The sequence below is a fragment of the Shewanella avicenniae genome (genome assembly GCF_017354945.1).
Taxonomy (GTDB): domain Bacteria; phylum Pseudomonadota; class Gammaproteobacteria; order Enterobacterales; family Shewanellaceae; genus Shewanella; species Shewanella avicenniae.
This window is the reverse complement of sequence record NZ_CP071503.1, coordinates 557,503-576,919: the sequence shown is the minus strand read 5'-3', so window position 1 is coordinate 576,919 and position 19,417 is coordinate 557,503. Positions and strand designations below refer to the sequence as shown.

Genomic DNA, 19,417 nt, shown 5'->3' with positions numbered 1-19,417 from the left:
ATACGATGAATGAAAGAATGAAACTTTCTGCTCAACATAATCTTGCCCCATCAACCAGAGCACACATTATTTAATCAATATTGGCGATGATTTTTTAAAAATCGGTAGTTACCCTGGCTCTACGTCATTATTAAAAATAACTAATTAAGCGAGAAAAATAATATTCCAGCGAAAAACAAAAGTATAAATATTAATTTAAAATTAATTTTGAAAATCGACCAATTATTTAAAATCTCATTATTTAGTTTTTAAGATTATTCAGCGCGACCACTGTCACACAATCACCATTTCTCAATTCTTAAATTTCGAGAGACATTTATCAAAATCAGCTATTCAAAAATGATAATAGCGAATCAAACGATTTTTAAAAATCATTAGAAATCATCATATTAAAATGTTGGCACTAATTCTGCGTTAGGTGAATGGTCTTTCTCATATTTTTACTCACACCTTGTAGTAAAAATTAACTTAATGACTATAAATGAAAGCAGGGATTGTTATGAGCAACATGAATAAAACCACGGATCTCGCAAGACGTAATTTCCTTAAATTCACTGGCGCTGCCACAGCTGCATCAGGACTCGCACTTTCAGGCCTAAATGCCGCACAAGCAGCAGAATCTGTACCAGTTCCTAAAAGCTGGGATAAAACCTTTGATGTGATTGTGGTAGGTAGTGGCTTTGCGGGCTTATCAGCCGCCATTGAAGCCAAACTCGCCGGTGCCAATGTCGTGGTGTTGGAAAAAATGCCAGTGCTGGGTGGCAACTCAACCATCAACGGTGGTTGTATGTCTGCGATGGGCAGTGATCTACAAAAGAAACTCGGCATTAAAGATTCTAAAGAAGCAATGCTGGCAGACATGTATAAAGCAGGTTTGGGGCTTAACTATCCTGAACAAGCACAGATGGTAGTTGAGAAAAGTAACGAAGCTTACGAATGGTGCCGCGACTATCTTGGCGCTAAATTCAAAGACTCTATCTCTCAATTTGGTGGCCACACAGTACCCCGATCTATCACCACCACCAACCAATCAGGCTCAGGCATTGTGCAGCCGATGATTGAAAAATGCCAAGCGCTGGGCGTGGCCATTGAGAAAAAAGTGTACGTGAAACGCCTGATTGTTGAAGCTGGCCGCGTAGTCGGTTTGGAAGTGCTGCCACGTTATCAAGAAGGCCAAGCACTGCCAACCAAAGTAAAATTCTATAAAGCAGTGAAAGGTGTGGTTATGGCCAACGGCGGTTTTGCAGCCGATGTTGCCTATCGCTCAACCCAAGACCCTCGCTTGACCGGAGAAGTAGCAACCACTAACCATTCAGGTGCTACCGCTGAATGCTTGAAAGAGATGCTACGCGTCGGCGCAAACCCAGTGCAATTGTCTTGGATCCAACTCGGCCCTTGGGCATCGCCTGAAGAAAAAGGCTTTGGTCTGGCGCCTATTTTCGCCACCTACTCCGCTTACACTCATGGCATCATGGTGAATTCAGACACTGGCGAACGTTTTGTTAACGAAATTGCCGACCGCAAAATCCGTGCTGATGCGATTTTAAAAGTGGGTAAACCTGGCATCGCCTTCTGCGATGAAGTGGGTATGGAGCCATCAAGACACGTGATGGACAAGCTGATTGAACGCAAAGTGGTTCATAAATTCGACACACTGAAAGAACTGGCAGCGTTCTACAACATTCCATACGACAAGATGCAGGCACAAGTTGACCGCTACAACAGCTATGTGAAAGCCGGTAAGGACCCTGAGTTTGACAAGCTGTTTGTCATGGGTCAAAAACCTATCGAAAAAGCACCGTTCTATGGCGTACGTTACTGGCCTAAAGCGCACCACTCAATGGGTGGCGTACAAATTGATACTCAAGCACGGGTTATCGATATCGAAACCAGCAAACCAATCCCAGGCTTATTTGCTGCAGGCGAAAGTGCGGGTGGTACTCATGGCGCTTGCCGCTTAGGCAGCGTTGCAGTACCTGACTGTATTGTGTTTGGCCGTATCGCGGGTCAAATGGCCGCCAAAGCCTAATCTCGCAAGTTACGCATCAAGGGACTGCCACGGCACATAGCGGCAGTCCCGATGTATTCTTTCAGCATAACGAGTTAGAAGCATATTAATAATGAAGCATTTCAAATACCTCATGACATTCGCTGTCATCTTGTTAGCGAATAGCGCAATTGCGAACACCATGAAACCACACCATCAAGCGGCGGGATTAAAATGCAACAGTTGCCATACCACCAAGCCGTTTGATTTTGTTGAAATGGACCAATGTATTACTTGCCATACATTGCCAGAAAGGAAGACGGATTATCACGGCGCGCCAGATAAACACGATTCACCACATTATGGCCCAGCACTCGAATGTGAAAATTGCCATCATGAACATGAGCAATCTGAAAATTATTGCAATAACTGTCATGAGTTTGATTTCAAAGTACCGTAAAACGCCTGTTAAACACGCTTAATTTGCTAATAAAGTTTTATCGTTGGTCCCATTTACTCGGCAAGTCAAAACGATTGCCGAGATCTTTTTGCATCCTTTATCTTTTAAGATGCTATTCATCATTGCTTTCCCAAGTATTGCATTTGCTTTGTTCACAACCCGTTAAGATATTCAACCTTTTTATTGGCTTATTCAGGTTCTCAATATAGAGAAAACTCACAGCAGAAATTATGAATATCCGTTAATGTCACTGCATTGCTCAGTATGAATGGAGAACTCATGATGCAAACTTCAAATTTAGATTTGAGAGAATTACTTTCATTTAAGCCTCAAGGTGGATCCATGAGTTTCCTCGAGCAACGCATCTACTTTGAAGATCTCTATTCCCAAGGCATTAAGCGAATGGATCTGTGTCAATCATTGGGGCCAGACATTACTAAGTCGATTGTGATCAAAGCTGGCTTTACCAAAGGCTGGTTAGTTGCCGAACGGATAAGACGCTCTATGCCAGAGCTGTGGGACGAAGCTAAAATGGGCAAACTTGGCCCACTACTGAGCTCGATGTATGGCTTTGGTGAGATGCTCTATAACCAACGCCAAGATGGCATTATCAATAAACCCTTAGTCGACAGCTATTTTGTTGGCCTATTTGAGGCTGAGCAACAGTTAGAGCTAATAGGGCAATCTGATGAAGCAGTTTGCTGGGAAGGTATAGGCTTTGCCAGCGGTTATGTCTCCAATGTGGAGCAACGCACCGTCTACTTTATGGAGGGCGAGTGCCAAGCCTGCGGTGACAAATATTGCCATCTGTGGGGCAACTACGTTGAAGAATGGGGTGATGAAATCACGCCGTTATTGCCCTTCTATAACAACATCAGCAATGAATCGGTTGCCAGCCAACTTAGCGATGTGTTGGAAAAAGAATATCAGCTGCCGCCGATCATTCAGACCAAAATCAAAGACACCCTCTGGAACAGCAAAGATGATGACAGTTATCCGGTATCTGCCAGCTATGCCATGAATCGGCTGTTAGATATTGCCGCCAACGTTGCTAAAGCGCCAACCTCAGTACTGGTTACCGGAGAGAGTGGTGTTGGCAAAGAAAAATTGGTGCGCTTTATACACGATAATTCACAGCGCAAAGACAAACCTTTGGTGGCAATTAACTGTGGAGCATTGGCAGAAACCTTATTGGAGAATGAATTATTCGGCCATAGCAAAGGCGCATTTACTGGCGCCGATGGTAATAAAACTGGGCTAATAGAAAGTGCCAACGGCGGTACGTTGTTTCTTGATGAAGTGGGCGAGTTATCCCCCGCAATGCAGGTAAAATTACTGCGGGTGTTGCAGGAGCGAGAGATCATCAAAGTTGGCGATAACAGTGCCATTAAAGTGGATCTGCGGATCATCTCCGCCACCAATAAAAGCCTTGAGAAAGCGGTTGAAGCTGGCGAATTTCGGCAAGATTTGTACTACCGCTTAAAAGTGATCGAGCTAGTGATCCCGCCACTGCGTGAGCGCCGAGAAGATATCCTTCCCCTCTGCCGTCAGTTTCTTAATCGCTTTAACGATGTGCTCGGTAAAAGTTTTACTGGCTTTAACCACCGCGCAGCGGACTTGTTGCTGAACTATGATTGGCCGGGCAACGTGAGAGAGTTAATCAATGTGATTGAGCGAGCCGCGGTATTAGGTATTAACGCTCAAATCCAGCCCGAAGACTTGCCCGATGAGCTGCACACCTTAGCTACCCCAACTTCGACGCACGACACTATCCTGTCGCTGCATGAAGTCGAGCGCTGCCACATTATCAGCACTATGAAAAAGCTGCGAAACAACAAAAGCCTCGTTGCTAAAAAGTTGGGACTCAGCCAAGCAACGCTCTACCGCAAGCTCAAAAGTTATGATTACGAAGACGCAGAAGGTTGATGGAATGGGGCGCTAACACGAAAGAGCCGCATCGCTAAAAATAAACAGCTGAGGAATTACCATTGCAAATTGCAGGCATAAAAAAACCGACTTTCGTCGGTCTATCATCTCTTGGAAGAGATGGTACCAGAGGATGAACCGAAGCCGTCATGCTTGTTAACGGCGGGCTGATGTTATGGAAAGCGAATCCCCCGTTGTTAGCTGTGCGAGCAGACGCTTAACGCGTCAAATTCCGCAGCTAACTCAAATTTCAGGCATAAAAAAACCGACTTTCGTCGGCTTGCTCATTCTAGATAATCACTCTAGAAGAGATGGTACCAGAGGACGGACTCGAACCGTCACGCTTTTAAGGGCGGGGGATTTTGAATCCCCTGTGTCTACCGATTTCACCACTCTGGCACATATTGTAAGTCGCTTCAGCATCGCGTACTGCAGCGAACGAACGGAATTATACATTTGCGACTCTGAAGCGCAAGTGCTTTAACAACCTAATTTTGCATTTAAGAATCAGATGCCTATTTTTTCTTCTCAAACGGTCAAACAAGCAGCTTCCTGACGCATTCTTCATCACAAAACAAGCCGATATAAACAAGCATTGTGGAAAAGAAGCAAATTTGTTGTGTGTTTTTTGAACTACAGCAAATTCTGCGATATTGGCGTCAATGGCTGGTTTTCTAAAGCGAAAGTTAGTGATCAAGATCGCTCAATAAACCGGCAAAAGCGATTACATTCCTTCGCGGCTACAACAAGAGGAGCAACTTGTGGACCTCAGGCCACGCCTTGAACTCCCTTTCAAGTTACTGCCGTTTGACCGCAACTAGCCATCAATTCGGTGAAACGTCGTCGCAGTAAGTAGCTTGTAAAAATTTGTCGAAAATTAGACAAATCCTTCAAAGAAGACACATCTTATTTTGGGCAGCTTAGCTGCCCTTTTATTTTGATAAATCGCAAGGCTAGTTTAGGCCGCGTGTTTACGCACCTGCGCGAGGTTGGCAATAAAGGCAGGGCGAGACTTCATCAGCTGTTGCAAGTCATCTTGACTCATTTCACCTGACGGTAAACGCAATACGCGGCGATTCAGGTACTTTCGTGCATACACAGAAATTTTGTAATCTGCGGTCGGGCCTTGAATTGCATAGTGACGTTCATTGCCCACACATTCGATAATATGATGCTGTAGTAAGCTTTGCACCACGATATCATCCTGCGGCAACGTCAAAATGGCAGCACCTTGAATAAAGAACTCACGTAGCAAAGCGCGTTCGGTCGGATCGAGCAACTTAACTTTCTCATCGACCTGCTCTTCAATGCGTTTGCCGCGCAAATGGCGAATAGCCTCATCAAGAATAAAGTTTGACGCTAATACACCGACATACGCTACCGAAGCCATTAAGGCTAACGCGATGTAGGGTGTGAATTGTTCCACCAGTGCATCCAACTTCAGCGCAATCAATAGATTGATCGGTACAAAGAGTAACAGCGCACCCAGCAACATCACCCACATAGACAGTGGCAATAATACGCCGCGTAACGAAAGGTGTTGAGGTACAGACAAGTTCAATCGCTTCATAACCATATCCAGTGTCAAAAAAAGATCGCTGAATGATCAAAAGCAAGTCTAGTGCCAACGCTGAGGGATCGAAGGAAAGATCGCAGCCACTGCTATTCATCAATAACAGTGGCTACAAAGTTGAAGCAGGATTAACGATAACGCTGGGTGGCTAACTTGGTGATATTAATGATCACTTCAGTGGCTTTGGTCATCGATTCAAGGCAAACAAACTCATGTTTTCCATGAAAGTTATGCCCACCAGCAAACAAGTTCGGGCAAGGTAAACCGCGATGTGACAGCTGAGCACCGTCGGTGCCGCCCCGAATTGGCTTAATATCCACATGCACACCCGCGAGTTCCATCGCTTGGGTGGCAATATCGATAACATGGGGAACTGGCTCAATTGCGTCTTTCATGTTGGGGTAACTGTCAGAGATTTCGACAGTCAAACTCCCGGCGGTCAGTTCATCGTTGTATTTGGCGACCAGATCGCTCAACCAGCTCTTGCGCTGCGCAAATTGGTCGCTATCAAAATCACGAATAAGATAGCTAAGTTGCGCCTGTTCGGTTGAACCTTCCATTGACACTAGATGGAAGAAGCCGTCATAGCCTAAGCTGTGTTCTGGCGTGTCATGCAATGGCATCTTGGCGTGAAACCGGCAGGCCATGGTCATCGCGTTGACCATCACTCCAAACGCCGAACCTGGGTGACAGGAGTTGCCTTTGGCAGTGATCACAGCGGTTGCTGCGTTAAAGTTCTCACATTGCAGTTCGCCAATAGCACCACCATCTACGGTGTAAGCCCACTCGGCGCCAAAGCGTTCCAAATCAAAGTGAACAACGCCCTTGCCAATCTCTTCATCTGGGGTAAAACACAGCGAAATTTCGCCATGTGGCAGTTCCGGATGCTGCAATAAGTAGTGCATTGCAGTGATGATCTCGGCGATCCCCGCTTTGTCATCCGCGCCTAATAATGTGGTGCCATCGGTCGTGATCAGCGTCTGCCCAATATATTGCAGTAGTTGCGGAAATTGTTCTGGCGATAACTCATCAGCACCCGCCAACGGCAGAATTTGCCCTTGATAGTTTTCCACAATTTGCGGATTCACATCTTTGCCACTGAAATCGGGCGAGGTATCGAGATGGGCAATAAAGCCTATGGTCGGGACATCCGCCACGTTGGCCGGCACCTTGGCATATAAACAACAACTATCACTAAGATAAATGTCGTTAAAACCAAGTTCGCTCAACTCTTGCATTAATAGCTTAGCAAGTTGCCATTGGCCTTGTGAGCTTGGCGTATGAGTGGAGCGACTATCAGATTGAGTATCTATTTTGACGTAACGCAGAAAGCGTGTGAGAAGTGCTTGTTGCATAGCATAGACTCTATCGCAAAAAGGTGGCTGGATTCTATCAACAACCACCATTGACACAGATAGATTCAGATCATCTTTTTGGCGGAAAGATATTAAACCGCTGCCAATTTTTGCAGCACCCGCGCCACCGCATGAAAGCCGAATGTCCCCGTTACCACGGACACAGCCCCAAACCCTGAAGCGCAATCCATCCGCATACTGCCGGTAAGCCCTTCTTTTGTTTCACAAACTGAGCCATCTGCTTTGGGGTACTTGAGATGCTCGGTTGAAAAGACCGCATCCACTGCGAATTTACGTTGGACGTTTTGGCTAAAGCCATATTCTTTGCGCAATAAACTGCGTACTTTGGCCAGCAATGGATCTTGTACTGTTTTTGCTAAATCGGTGAGTTTGACCTGCGAAGGGTCAATCTGTCCGCCCGCACCACCAATGGTAACGATTTTGATTTTATTGCGTTTACACCAGGCAATAAGCGCCGCTTTAGGCTTAACTGCATCAATACAATCAATTACATAGTCTGGTGCATTATCGCGTGGTAGGTAGTCATTGAGATTATCCGCCGCAATAAAATCTTCCAGTTCGATAACGTCACAGAGCGGATTAATTGCCTTTATTCGTTCTGCCATCACCGCCACTTTGGATTGACCAATGGTAGATGCCAGTGCATGGATTTGGCGGTTGGTATTGGTTACGCACACATCATCGAGATCCATCAACTGAATACATCCGATACCACTGCGCGCCAACGATTCAGCGACCCATGTCCCCACACCGCCTATGCCAACTACCATCACTTTTGCTTGGGAAAAGGCTAATAATGCATCAACACCATATAATCGGCCGATGCCGCCAAAACGCTGTTGATAAAGCTCAGAATTAAACATAGAGGTAGACAAGAGACTGGTTCTCGCTTGATTGAACACCCAAAAGTGCTGTCTGATGACAGCAAGACGGCTAAAGCAGGGCCATTTTAACCAAAAGCAACGCCCAGCTAAACCGAAAAACCACCCGACTCCGGCTAAAAATTCGCGTTTAGACAATAAAAAAACTTAAAAAGTTCTACTTTTCTACAATTTCGTCTAAGACTTATTTAGTCGATAATGTGCAGTAAATTTGTATTTACCGTCTAGCATACTGAAAATATTGTAAATTCTTACATTTCAGCTACTCGATGGCATTACAGAATGCGGGGCGCAGCACGTTTTTTGACCGATAACACAAATATTTGTCCGTTTTTTGTAACTAGGTATGGTTAACAGCACAAAATATTTGAAGTTCGTCACAATCTTAAAAAATAAAAACTGTAAGAATTCGCGCAGCTTAGCCTTGATTAGGACGCGTCAGGGTCTAGCTCCATGAATAATTAGAGCAAAAAACACACTAATGTAGATGGATTAGAACCTCGGTTCTAGGGAGCACACACATGAAAAAAAGTTTTATCTCTGCCTCAATCGCTACAGTACTGGCGGCAGCATCGTTCGGCGCTTTAGCAGATGGCCCAAGTTTTTATGGTCGTTTGGATCTGATGGTAACTAACACTGACGCTGGTTACACAGTTCAAGGCAGCACCAACAACGTTACGCAAGGCGAAAGCGGCACTTACTTGGAAAACAACTTCTCATGGTTAGGTGTTAAAGGCACTGAAAAAATTTCTGATGGTGTAGAAGTTGTATACCAAATGGAATACGGCGTAGAAAACACTTCAAGCCGTGGCAACCAATTTACTTCTCGTAATACCTATCTGGGCGCAAAAACTGTAGCGGGTACCGCTTTATTCGGTCGTAACGATACAGTTTTTAAACAATCTGAAGGCGGCATCGACCTGTTCGGTAACACCAACGCGGATATGGACCGCATGCTTCCAGCTCAAACTCGTTCTGCAGATGTTATCAGCTATTATTCTCCAAAAATTGCTGGCTTGTTTGCTGTAAACGCTACTTACCTGTTTGACGACAACAACAACACTGCTGGTAAAGGTGACGGCGGTAGTCAATACGCTGTAAGCGCCGTATTCGGTGACAAAGCTCTGAAACAAGAAATGTTCTATGCTGCAGTAGCATATAACAAAGGTATTGACAGTGTTGATGCAACGCGTGTTGTAGCCCAAGTAAAACTGGATCAATTCAAAGTTGGTGGTTTAGTTCAACAATCTGAAAACGTCCTGAATAGCGACATCGACGGCACTACCTATTTGGTGAACGTGGCTTACAACCTGAACGGTGTAAACCTGAAAGCGGAATACATTGCTGACGACGGTGGTTTCGGTAGCTATTTCGCAAATGCTGATGGTTTGACTACTCCTGCTGGTAGTGATACCAACATGAAAGCTAATAACCCAACTACTCAAGGTGTAAGCGATGTAAGCGTTTCAGCTATCATCGTTGGTGCTGACTACAAAGTGGCTAAGAGCACTCTGCTGTACGGTCACTACGCTCACTACGAAGGCGACTACAAATCTGCAGGCGCTAAAATTGACTTAAAAGACGACAACGTATTCTCTGTTGGTGTTCGTTACGATTTCTAATCGCTAATGACAGCATGCGAAAAAGGCGACCAATAGGTCGCCTTTTTGTTGTGTGAATCGGCTAGTTACGTGTGATGCGGTAGATATTCTCTTGCAGCCAAGGCACACCGTTTTTGACAAACTTTTGGTTTTCTTGCAGCACATCGTAGGAGGCTAACTGCTCAATCACAAAATGCGCACCCATATATTGCTCAAGCCACGCTTGCGAGACGGAAAATGCCGGCCCCGGCAATGCCTCTTGTGGATATTCCAGCAAAATCACCAGACCGCAACATCCCGACGGCAAAATGTTGGCCAAATGACGCACATAGTGCTGCCGCATCTCCTCGGGTAACGCCACCATCGAGGCACGGTCATAAAATGCGGTGCAATCATGCACATGCTCAGCGGTTAACTCAAAGAAGTCACCCAGTAACAGTTGATAGTTGTGCTGTTGATAACAGCTGATCGGTTGCCCAGCGATAATCTCTGGCGTGAGGCCATTTTCCGCAAAGAACTGCCGCACGGCGATCTCGCTGAACTCTGAGCCGAGGATCTGAAAACCCTGCTCAGCCAAATAACGCATATCAACGGATTTACCGCATAACGGCACAAACACTTTGCCACTGCTTAGCTGCAGATCTGGCCAATGTTTTGTTAGAAAATGATTTACTTCCGGTTGATGAAAGCCGAGCTGTTGGTTTTCCCAACGCTCGTGCCAAAATTGAGGTTCCATATAACATCTCGACAGCAGCGATATCGGCTCACTGTAACGACTCCAGCGCCGAGATGTAAAGTCACACTATTTGAATTTCGCCAACGCTGTTTCGACTTTACGCAGCCACAAACAATTATCACACTCACACTTACGGCGCGACAGGTGATGAGGCGTTAAGCTGGCATCAACAAATTCCACCGCCATCAACAACTGCTGTCTCAGTTCTTTTACCGTTTTATGTTCTAGCGCGACGAGGTCATCGTTGCGGTTCATCCACTGGCATTCCATCCCTTGGTGACAGAATGTGCAACGCTCATCCACCGGATTATAAAACCCAGAATGCGGACAATGGCGCAGCTCCATGGATTTGATAATCCTGGGTCTGGCATATTCAAACAATGTAATTAGCTCTTGCTTGTCAGGCTCAGGCATCTTCAACCTCTGATGCTGTTAGCGATTCGATAGGCTAAGATTACTCATTACTGATTCAGTAATTGTTGATACATGTCAAAGTGCCACATAAAAAGATTCGTTAGGTACGGCAAATTCGAGGCAGATCTCACCTTTCGCGGCTTGCTGGCTGCTGCGGTAGCTGCTTAAATGAACCGATAGTTTATCTGGCGGTAACATCCTAGGTCGCGTAGTGCCCATCCCTGAATTACAACACTTTTATATCTCGGAAGAGCAGTCGATTTACCTGCTCAGAGCCGACGACGCCCGTAAGCATCGCGAGTGGATTGCCCTTTGTCAGCAGCAGCTGTTGAAGCTAGGTTACCAAGCCCCACACCTGATTGGCAAAGGCGCTTATGGCTTTGTGTTTGCTGGGCATAACAGTGACCACGTTGAGCACGTGTTTAAGTTTTCGCGGGTGACGCTGCCGCAGCATATCCAAGACAGACTCGAAGAAGAAGCCTTTGTGTTGGGGCAGCTCAACCACCCGAACGTGCCCGCATTAGTGAAATTTGACCGCATCGGGAATCAAGGAATTTTAGTGATGGAGCGCGCCCGCGGCGAAGACTTAGATGTGCGCTGTCGTCGCCTTGGTGCGCTGCCAGTCCATGAAATTATGAGTATCGCCCGCCAACTCGCCGACTTGCTGATTTACCTGCGTGTTGGCCGCCCCTTGGTGCATGGTGATATCAAACCGTCCAATCTAATCTACGACCAAGACAGCGATAAATTATCGCTAATTGATTGGGGTTCAGCGGTGTTTGCGCAGCGCGATGCCGATGGCCAACCGGCAAACGATAATGTGTTAGACACGCTCTCTAACGACCAACAGCATACGAATGCGCGCATGGGCGACGTGTACTTTATCGGTGAGGAGCAGCTCTCAGGCGAGCTCTCCAGCCCGCGCTTTGATGAACAAGGGGTTGCGGCCACCCTTTATGCGCTGGCTTCTGGCCAAATTAGTCGCTTTGGCTCGCAGGTAATCCCCGCGACCAGCTTAGGCTTGCCACAGGAGTTAGCGCGCACCTTGGATGCGATGTTATCGCCCGATCCTACGCTAAGGCACCAAGGCGGCGATTACTTTCTTAGTAGCATGAAATATTCACAGCATCTGTTACTGCCTGATTTAACCGAGCCATTAACCCATGCCGAGATCCCGATTTGGATTCAACCCGAGGTGCGCGATGTTGAGACCGTCAGCTACAGTTCGCGTAAATCTTTTTTGAAGAGCCATCAAGGCTCAAATCAATATGCCGAAATACGCCAGTATGATATTCAACTAGAAAAGTACTATCGCAATTTTCTGGTCGGTATGGGCGATACCGAAAAAGGCTTTATCGCCTCCGTCAGCCGCTTAGGCCAATACCCAATTGTTGGAGGGCTGGCGATTCACTGGCGCGAACATGGGGTCTATATCGACTCGAATCTGGCGCTGTATGATCCCGCGCTCAAACCCGCCTTGCTGCAAGCCGTCAACAATATGGTGGCGCTCGCCCGTGGCATTCATAAAATCGGTACCTTTAAAGCCTGCTTTTTTAACGCGAAGGACACGCTGCATTTCGAGCGCGACTCTGAAAACAGTGCGTTTGTGAGTCAACCGAATCAACATCTGCCGTTTGAGATAGGCGATGTGCCCAATAGCGAATCGCAGTCGCGTTGGCACTCCTACTTTGAAGATGGCAAAGACCCCGATGAAAACCTCGAATTGCCAGTCGAGATCATGAACGAGCTTAGCCGCATTAACCATATTCATCATACCGGCTGCATCATTTTTGAAGCCTTGCCCACGCACTTAAAAATTCACAACTATTTGAAATTGCTCGATCCCGCGCGTCAAAGTTTATTTCAGGGCTGCCTTGAACGAATTCTGCAGCATGTGGATAAAATCCACGGCCAAGGCGTGTCAGGCTTTATGAAGTTGCCATATAAAAATACCCGTGAGTTTACCCACTTATCACACAAACCCGATCATTTTTATCCACGTAACCCTAAAGCAAAAAACGCTGACGAATAGCGCCAGCGTTTTGCATTTACGACTCAACGATTTTAGATGGGCGAGCCCGGTGGCATTGGCACTGGCTTGCTGATCATGCGCATGGTTTTACCATCAAGCGATTCATCAATCACTCGCTGCATGAGCTCGTAATGTGCGGCTTCCTGCTCACTCACCCGTTTGGCTTTGCGCTCAAACTGCTTGCTCCAATACGCCAGCTTCAGCGCTAATTGCGCTTTCACTTCCGGGTTGGTGTTGCTGTCAGCCAGTGCATCCAAGCTACTATCCACCACCACTGCGTTGATCCGCATCGCTGCAGCGCGTTTGGCATTGTTAGGCAGATCGGCCAATAAGGTGGTTGCGGCCAGACGATCCAGCAACTGCATGACGGACAACTGCTCTTGATCCCGTGCTGAACCTTGCGCCACGCGATTAAGCCTTGCAGGTTGCAACAGGTAGCTCAAGGTATGGCGTGATAAGGCTTCCACCATCGCCTGCGGATCGTTGACGACACCCAAGGACGTGGCAAAGTTTTCTTCAGTTCGGCGATAACTGCCTGCTTTTGGCACTAAGCGGGCAAGTAATGGTGTCGGCAGATAAAGTTGCTCAACTTTGAGGTTCTCCAGCACTGTGTCCAAGGCCAACTTTTGTTGTTCTGGCGACATAAAGTGCCAGCTACCCGTCTCGATATCGGCGTTGTAACCGTAATCAACACCACCGATAAATTTACTGGCTGCGCCAATTTGGTATCGCGTCAGTAGATACAGCGGCACAATTGCATCGGCCAATTCGCCTAGCGGTTCACCTTTCAGCAACGCGTTGGCAGAAAACTGCTGCAGCGCAACCTGACGCACCTGCTGCAAACGTTGCAACTCAGCCACAGGATCGGCACCACGATCCCATTGGCTGGTGTAGGCATTCGCAGCGCTCATTGCGCCTGCATCCGCATCATGGATATAGCGCAGCCCTTGCTGTTTGGCGTCCTGCATTAGCTGCACTAATAATGCTTCAGTCTCTGTAGTGTCACCTAAATCGCTGTAACCATATTTGATCACGTACGAATCCCATTCACCCAAGCCATCACGATAAGGCTGACTAATATCGATTTGACCGTCTGTGAGCGCAATGTAGGGATGCGGGTAATCCATGACGGAGGCGTTATTGTTGGTCGACGCAGCAAAGTTATGCGTCAACCCGAGCGTATGACCAATTTCATGGGCGGCCAATTGGCGAATACGAGCTGAAGCCAACGCTTCTGATGCCTGCGCAGCAGCTTGTCGGTCTGGCCAACCTGCAGTGACCGCACGCGCAATCAAATGATCTTGGCGTACTCGGGAGCTCCCAAGAGTGACCTGACCTTTGATGATCTCACCAGTGCGCGGGTCAACTACCGACATACCCAGTGACCAACCACGCGTGGAGCGATGCACCCATTGCACGAGGTTAAAGCGAATATCTTGAGGATCTGCGCCGTCAGGCAACATCTCCATTTTGAAACCACCGATAAAACCCGCATCATCAAACGCTTTTGACCACCAACGACCACCGGCAAGTAGCGCGCTACGGATTGGCTCAGGAACCCCCGGATCGAGGTAATACACAATCGGTTTGACCACTTCACTGGGCGCAGGTCCTGCGTTTACTTTTTGTAAGCGATGACGTTGCAACAATTGCTTGGTGATTGGCTCGTCAATTTCGGTCGCGTAATCACGATAAGCTATTGGGCGAAAGCCACTATAAGGCTGATATGCGCGAGGTTGATAGTTATCATCTGGCGCTTTGATAAACGAATAACGCACGCGCACCGACATCCAACGTGCATCAGGCGTCACACTAGCGACCTCTTCTCCTGCTGGCTCGGCAGAAAACGTCAATTGCACATCGACATCGCTATTCTCTGAAAAGGATTTCACCGAACTCGGCACAATTACCGAGCGACTCTCATCCAGTTTGTAAGCACCCTGCCCGGTATCTGCCAAGGTATTTTTGATGCCATAAAGGTCAAGCATCATTAACTGAGTTATCGGCACTAATAGTTGCTTACCCGCAATGAGTTTGCCCTTCCACAGAATAGACTCCGCGAACGCTTCTTTTACTGAACGCTGCTCTAACAGATTGGGGGTATCAGCGCGATAACGGGTATTCAACTGCTTCAGCAGGATATAAGGACCTTGTTGTTCAAACTGTACCAAGCGAGCTTGGCTCACTTGACCACGATCCAGTTCGAGTTTGTTAGACCCCACTCCATGCGGCAGGCTCGCAAGGAGCAACATGGGTTGATTGAGCTGATTAGGCTCTAGATAAAGTTCACCGCTTTGGGCATCGTAGTAGTAATTGATAAAGCCTTTAGCGGCTTGGCTATTGGCTATTATGTCAGACGAGGTTAACGTCTTCGACTGCGCGCCATGACACCAAAGCAGTGCCACAGCGCTTAACAGTAACCCCTGTAGAAGTTTCATCCCTTTTCCTTGCTGTTGTTATTATTTCGTACAGCCCAAGTTAAGGGATTGATCTGCTTAACTCAAGTTTTTGGTACCCAATGATTTAAGGTATCAAACAATTCATTGAGCATAATCGGCTTGGTGATATGAGCATTCATTCCCGCTTCAAGACTCTTATCGCGATCGCCCGACATGGCATGGGCGGTCATGGCGATAATCGGTAACTGCTCAGCCGAGTATGTTTTACGTAGCTCGCGTGTTGCGGTTAAACCGTCCATTACTGGCATCTGAATATCCATCAATACCGCGTCGTAGTGCTTCGCCGGTACCATCTCTAACGCCATCTGGCCGTTTTCGGCGAGATCCACATTAAAGCCGGCACTGCGTAGCAGTTCCATCGCCACTTGCTGGTTAATCAAGTTATCTTCGACCAACAGGATTTCTCCGCGGCTGGCGTCGGTCAACAGCAGCGGCTCTTCGACGACACTTTCCGGTTGCTGCACTTCGTTGAAGGCGTTGATCACTTCATTAAACAAAGCCGAGGCTTTAAACGGCTTTTGCAGCAGGGCATACACTCGTGATGAATCGAGTTCATGCGCCATCGGCTCTGCGGAATAGGCGGTCATCATGATGACGACTGGGCGCTGTTTTAAACTGCCACTTGCCAGTAACTCATCCATCGCCACCAGCACATCACAGCCATCCATCTCTGGCATCTTCCAGTCGAGCAACAACAGCTCAATGGGTTGCTGCTGCAATATCTGCAACGCCTCTTGACCGTTGGTTGCGGTTTCCACTTCAAAGCGGAAATCTCGCAATTGCGAGGCATAAATCTGCAGTGCTGATGGGTTATCATCAACCACTAAGGTACGCAGGTTATTCAGTTTTTCCGGCATCACCAATGGCTCGATCTTACCCTCCTCATCAATTTCAAAACTGATGGTAAAGGTAAAAGTGCTGCCCTCGCCCGGTTGACTGTGCACCTGCAAGTCACCGCCCATCATCGACACCAGATGTTTACTGATCGATAACCCAAGGCCGGTGCCGCCATACTGCCGGGTGGTGGAACCATCGGCTTGGGCGAAGGCATCAAACAGTTGTTGCTGTTTGGCATGCTCGATACCTATGCCGGTATCACGTACCCAGAATTTCAGGGTAATGCGATGGTCGCGCTCGCCCACATCTTCACAACCTAATTCGATTTCACCGCTGCTGGTAAATTTGACCGCGTTAGACAGCAGATTGACCAACACCTGCCCCAGCCGCAGCGGGTCACCACTGAGCACTAATCCGGCGGTAACCGGTGCGTACAGCAGCAGCTCAATACCTTTCTCTTGTGCTTTTAGGGCGTTGAGATCCAGCGCATGTTCCAGCACTCTGTCGAGCTGGAATGGCACTTTTTCCAACTCCATTTTGCCGGCTTCAATTTTGGAGAAGTCGAGAATATCGTTGATGATGCGCAGTAACGATTGCGCTGAGAAATCGGCTTTTTCCAAATAGTCCTGTTGCTGTGCAGTCAGCGGGGTACGCTGTGCCAACTGCAACATGCCAATAATCGCGTTCATTGGCGTGCGGATTTCATGGCTCATGTTGGCCAAGAACTCGCTCTTGTAGAGGTTTGCCAGTTCCGCATCACGTTTGGCCTCAAGCAGCGCCACTTCGTTACTTTTCTGCCGCGTAATATCCTTGTGGGTACCCAACATCCGCTTCGGCTGATTATCTTCGGTAAATTCCACCATGCGGCCACGAGAGAGCAACCAATGGTACTGACCATTTTTACCGAGCATACGGAATTCAATCTCAAACACGCCATCAGGATTGGCCAAATAGCCCAAGCGATACTCGTCGACGCGCTCAAGATCATCAGGATGAACCAGCGTTGCCATCTTATTGAGCAACAATGGGAATTCGTTCGGCTGATAGCCCAACATAGTATAAAACGAGGCGTTACAGATGATCTGTTCCGAATCGAGATACCAGTCCCACAGACCGTCTTCCACCGCGTCCATCGCCAGATGATAGCGCTCTTCAGACAAGCGTAACTGCTCGGCCGATTCATATTCACGGGTGACATCGCGCCACACCACAATCAACCCCTGCAATTCGCTGCGGCGGTTGTAGAACGGCAGTTTGAGCGTATCCAGCAACACCGGCTTACCAGCCAGCTCCACCTTTTCTTGATAACGCATCGGCACTTTGTCGCGCAGAATACGTTGGTCTTCATCTCTGACCCGCGCCGCCATTTCAGCGGGCATCAGATCATCATCACTCAGACCAATCATCTCGCTTTCACTGTAACCAATCACCCGTTCGGCTGAACGGTTACAACCGAGATACTTGCCATCTTTATCTTTAAATACAATCGCTTCTGGAATGCTATCAAGCAAAGAACGCAGCAGGGCAAACTCTTGCTCACGGCGTTCGGTGGTTTCGCGTAAACGTTCAGTACGCCGTGCCACCAGCTTATCGAGGCGTTTATTCTGTTCGGCCAAGTGCTTGGTGTACTGTTGGTTTTCTTCAAAAATGCGGCTAACCAACTTAAACCAAGGCAGCCAGTCTTTATTGATGCGCGTCGGTGGTCGCCGTGGCGCACGGGAGCACTCTTCGAGATGCGACAACAATCTCGATGCAGGGCTCACAAATGAGCGGCGAGTTTGCCAGTGCACGATTGTCACCAAAATCGACAACGCCAGCACCACCAAAAAGAAGGTGGCTTTCAATTTTTCTAGCGAGTCAGAAAACATCTCATCGACGTTTTGCAGGTACAGCAAACGCCACGGTGCATTGTGCAGCGCAACCGAGTGAATGTAGTAACCGTTGCGAATCATCCCTTCGTGGGCATCAAACAGTTCAGATTCTGGCAGCGAATGCAGTTCCGGCGGCAGGCGCTGGCTGATGTGATACACACGGTTAATGCTTGAGGTATCAAAATCGCTATGGGACAGAATATTGTTGCCTTGGTCGAGCAGAATCACTGTGCCCGGCATTTTGAAATAGAGACGGATCTGCTTGGCCAGCGACGCCAAGGTCATATCAAGATTGATCGAACCAATAAAATCGTTATCGAGATAAATCGGCACCCCGAGCGTGGTCAGTAGCCCGTTGCCTGCACTATCAACGTAGGCCTCACTCCAAAACACGCTGCGTTGTGGGTTCATCTCTGGCGTGGCCAGTTGAAACTGCTTGCGGGTCAGCATGTCATCGCGAAAGCGCATCTCATCTGTTGGCCAAGGGAAGTAGGACATCATTCGCCGCTTGGAGATGTAATAGATGGCCGAAGCTTTAGGTGCCGCTTCCTTCGCAACTGGAAATGACAGCGACAGCTCAAACAGCATCTGTAACTCTTGATAGAACTTTTCGTTGCGGCCATCCAGTGAGCCGACACCGGTAATCCGCCCCATATTGGTAAACGGCTGGCCGCTGTTGGCGTAGGTCGGCTCTAGGGTAAAGTATTGCCCTTGTTCATTAAATTTCTGGTACTGCGGTAATCGGTCTTTGCGAACATCTTCCGCGAGGCGCAGATGATCAACGGCAATATTACGTAAGCTTTTGACCGCGCGAATACTGGATTCCAACAACAGGTCAATCTGCATCACGTGACGATCAATCTGCTCTTCACGCTGCACCATCTGCTCATTTTTTTGGCGTTCAAAGTAGAGCCAAGCGGTCAACGAGGCCAACACCAACACCCCGATATAGGTGTAAAACACTGCTCGGTTGTAGTTTTTTTGAATTGGCGATTTAAGCTGGAGATCTGGCTCAGTGGATTTCATCCGCTACCCTTGGATACGACGATTGGCAAAACAGCGAAAAATAGCCATTAATGATAGCAGCTTAGCTTAGAAAACAAAGTCACCAATGGCTGAATTTCGACGTAAATTAAGCACTAAAGCACAACACCACCTCGCCTTTTTTCGGCGTTTTTGCTGCCAAAAACCTGTGTATGACCCATCGGCCAATATGAAGATTTGATGAAGCTTCAACTGTGGCTGTCCCCGTTTAGACATCTTT

General features: G+C 47.7%; 12 protein-coding genes and 1 tRNA gene. 5 read left to right on the top strand and 8 right to left on the bottom strand.

All coding sequences use genetic code 11. From position 1 onward, the window contains the following. Positions 1–499: 499 nt before the first annotated feature. From JYB87_RS02480 to JYB87_RS02470, 3 genes are all read left to right on the top strand, one after another. Entirely contained in the window at positions 500–2,029 is a 1,530-nt protein-coding gene (locus tag JYB87_RS02480) for a flavocytochrome c (protein ID WP_207355336.1), read from the top strand. Positions 2,030–2,120: 91 nt separating this feature from the next. After that, positions 2,121–2,447: a cytochrome c3 family protein gene (locus tag JYB87_RS02475; RefSeq protein ID WP_207355335.1), complete on the top strand. Its 327-nt coding sequence runs from the start codon at positions 2,121–2,123 to the stop codon at positions 2,445–2,447. A 264-nt stretch (positions 2,448–2,711) separates the two neighbouring features. Further along, entirely contained in the window at positions 2,712–4,373 is a 1,662-nt protein-coding gene (locus JYB87_RS02470; RefSeq protein ID WP_324032453.1) for a sigma 54-interacting transcriptional regulator, read from the top strand. Between the two features lie 312 nt (positions 4,374–4,685). On the opposite strand, the gene JYB87_RS02465 is transcribed toward JYB87_RS02470, so the two are convergent. From JYB87_RS02465 to tcdA, 4 genes are all read right to left on the bottom strand, one after another. After that, positions 4,686–4,772 (bottom strand) — tRNA-Leu (locus JYB87_RS02465). Between the two features lie 559 nt (positions 4,773–5,331). Beyond that, on the bottom strand, positions 5,332–5,943 hold the full coding sequence (locus JYB87_RS02460) for a superinfection exclusion B family protein (RefSeq protein ID WP_207355334.1): 612 nt from the start codon (positions 5,941–5,943) through the stop codon (positions 5,332–5,334). Positions 5,944–6,074: 131 nt separating this feature from the next. After that, the gene (gene pepT, locus JYB87_RS02455) at positions 6,075–7,301 is read right to left on the bottom strand and encodes a peptidase T (RefSeq protein ID WP_207355333.1); all 1,227 of its coding nucleotides are present in this window, start codon (positions 7,299–7,301) and stop codon (positions 6,075–6,077) included. A 92-nt stretch (positions 7,302–7,393) separates the two neighbouring features. Then, positions 7,394–8,185 (bottom strand): tRNA cyclic N6-threonylcarbamoyladenosine(37) synthase TcdA, encoded by a 792-nt coding sequence (gene tcdA / locus JYB87_RS02450; protein ID WP_207356577.1) that lies wholly within the window; start codon positions 8,183–8,185, stop codon positions 7,394–7,396. 539 nt (positions 8,186–8,724) lie between these two features. On the opposite strand from tcdA, the gene JYB87_RS02445 reads away from it, so the two are divergent. Continuing rightward, positions 8,725–9,825 (top strand): porin, encoded by a 1,101-nt coding sequence (locus JYB87_RS02445; RefSeq protein WP_207355332.1) that lies wholly within the window; start codon positions 8,725–8,727, stop codon positions 9,823–9,825. Positions 9,826–9,886: 61 nt separating this feature from the next. On the opposite strand, the gene JYB87_RS02440 is transcribed toward JYB87_RS02445, so the two are convergent. After that, entirely contained in the window at positions 9,887–10,540 is a 654-nt protein-coding gene (locus JYB87_RS02440) for a thiopurine S-methyltransferase (RefSeq protein WP_207355331.1), read from the bottom strand. A gap of 66 nt (positions 10,541–10,606) precedes the next feature. Beyond that, the gene (locus JYB87_RS02435) at positions 10,607–10,954 is read right to left on the bottom strand and encodes a hypothetical protein (protein ID WP_207355330.1); all 348 of its coding nucleotides are present in this window, start codon (positions 10,952–10,954) and stop codon (positions 10,607–10,609) included. Positions 10,955–11,165: 211 nt separating this feature from the next. Here JYB87_RS02435 and JYB87_RS02430 point away from each other — a divergent pair, with 211 nt between their 5' ends. Next, positions 11,166–12,986 carry a serine/threonine protein kinase gene (locus JYB87_RS02430; protein WP_207355329.1) on the top strand — a complete coding sequence of 607 codons (1,821 nt, stop codon included), beginning with the start codon at positions 11,166–11,168 and terminating at the stop codon, positions 12,984–12,986. A 32-nt stretch (positions 12,987–13,018) separates the two neighbouring features. Here the strand turns inward: JYB87_RS02430 and JYB87_RS02425 are convergent, their stop codons facing one another. Beyond that, positions 13,019–15,424: a zinc-dependent metalloprotease gene (locus tag JYB87_RS02425; RefSeq protein WP_207355328.1), complete on the bottom strand. Its 2,406-nt coding sequence runs from the start codon at positions 15,422–15,424 to the stop codon at positions 13,019–13,021. A 62-nt stretch (positions 15,425–15,486) separates the two neighbouring features. Then, positions 15,487–19,179: a response regulator gene (locus JYB87_RS02420; protein WP_207355327.1), complete on the bottom strand. Its 3,693-nt coding sequence runs from the start codon at positions 19,177–19,179 to the stop codon at positions 15,487–15,489. Positions 19,180–19,417 lie beyond the last annotated feature (238 nt).